2 protein-coding genes are annotated in these 1,654 nt (G+C 61.5%); both read right to left on the bottom strand.

The window, feature by feature from the left end:
- Window positions 1–27: 27 nt before the first annotated feature.
- On the bottom strand, window positions 28–267 hold the full coding sequence (locus ACFDR9_RS27595; RefSeq protein WP_157406410.1) for a hypothetical protein: 240 nt from the start codon (window positions 265–267) through the stop codon (window positions 28–30).
- Between the two features lie 222 nt (window positions 268–489).
- A complete protein-coding gene (locus ACFDR9_RS27590; RefSeq protein ID WP_017878279.1) occupies window positions 490–1,641 on the bottom strand; it encodes an IS110 family transposase in 1,152 nt (383 codons plus the stop codon).
- Between the last annotated feature and the right edge of the window lie 13 nt (window positions 1,642–1,654).

The raw sequence follows: 1,654 nt of genomic DNA, 5'->3' as shown, positions 1-1,654 counted from the left end.
ACCCGACCTTCTATGATGAATTCCAAGTCAACTGGTTTTTCGCAAATTTATCCTATCCCTTGTTTCGGTATCGGCGGGGTCAAGGGCGGGCGAAGCCCGGCGAAGCGAACCCTTGACCCCGCCGATACCGAAATATGCTGGTCCATGGCGCCATGACGCATATTGCGGCTTGGCGCCATGCCGACCTGTTTCGTTTTGGCCTTCGTTCATTGCCAGCGCTTTGCTTTCGTCGTTCGTACAGCCCAGTTCGAAGCTCTCGGTCATCATTGCGTGAGACTTCACGTCCCACCACCTTCTATCCGCTGGTTTTGCTACCCCAGCCTAATTCTGCATGCGCGTTGCGCTTAGTGACCTTGATGCGTGCAAGCCCCATCTACTAGGGTCGGTTGCCATGGGCAACCAGGTCGGGTTACGGGCCTGCCTACTCCTTGCTGCTGCGTACTTCAACGTAATGCCAACTACTGGTACTGAACGTGCCGCCTTACTCCCTTATGCCGCTCGTTTCAACTGCGCCCCTTCGGGGACGATCCCATGCTCCAGGTAGCGCCACAGGGCGACCACCAGCTTGCGCGCCACCGCGACGATGGCGATGCGCTTGCCGCGCTTGTTCTGGCCTCCCTGCGTGCGCCGGGCGAACCATTTCGTCATCACGCTGTCGGGTTGGTAGCGCAGCCAGAACCAAGACATCTCGATCAACAGCGCGCGCACGCGCCGGTTGCCCTGCTTGCTGATGCCCTGGTCAACCCGGCTCTCGCCGCTGTCGTAGGGCTGCGGCACCAAACCGACGCAGGCGCCCACCTGCCTGCGGTTCTCGAATTTGCGCCAGAACAGCTCCAGCACCAGCCTCGTCGCGCCCACCGGCCCCACCGCCTTCAACCGTTCCAGGTCGGCAATGCGCTGGCGCACCTCCGGCGGCAATTGCTCCGCCATCCCTTTTTCCAGCGCGGCCAGTTGTTGCTGCGCCAACTCCAAACGTTTGCACTCCTGTTCCAGCCGCTGCTGCAGCTGCGCCGACAGCGGATCGCCGTCGTAGCAACACAATTCCCGCTTGTTCAGCCGCGCCCCCACATCGCCGCCGACGCCATCCCAGCAGCCGACGGTGCGCAGCAGCTTGCGGATCCGGTCGCGGTGCTGCTGCGTTTCCTTTTGCAACTCGCCGCGGTCCCGTACCACGTGCCGCTGCGCCTCGGCCTCCACCGTCGGAACACGGATCACGTGCATCCGGTCGTACTCGCCACGCAACCAGCCCCGCAATGTCAGCACCAGCTTGATCGCGTCGAGCCGGTCGGTCTTGGCCCGCCGTTTGTGCCGCTCGACGGGAATGCTGGCAGGGTCGCAGATCACCACCTCGTAGCCCAGCTTCGAGAGGGCGCGTTCAATCCAGAAGCCATCCTGACCAGCCTCGTACAGCACGACGGTGCGTACCTCTGCGGCCAGGCCCCACTTTGCCTTGAACTTCTCAATCTCCTGCACCGTTTCGTTGAGGCGCCCCGCCGCTGTCTCGCCGGAAACCGTCTGAATCGCCGGCTTCTCTCTCTTTCCGTCGTGCAAGGCAATTTTCCAGCTCTTGCTCGACAACTCTAATGCCACCGCAAAAACTTCGACTTCAGGCGTAAAATCGTTGGCGCGGGTCGGTTGCATGATTTTCTCCTAA

The sequence above is a fragment of the Janthinobacterium sp. CG_23.3 genome, assembly GCF_046115965.1.
Lineage (GTDB): Bacteria > Pseudomonadota > Gammaproteobacteria > Burkholderiales > Burkholderiaceae_D > Janthinobacterium.
Note: the sequence above shows the minus strand (reverse complement) of the source record. Positions and strands in the feature narration are given on the sequence as shown.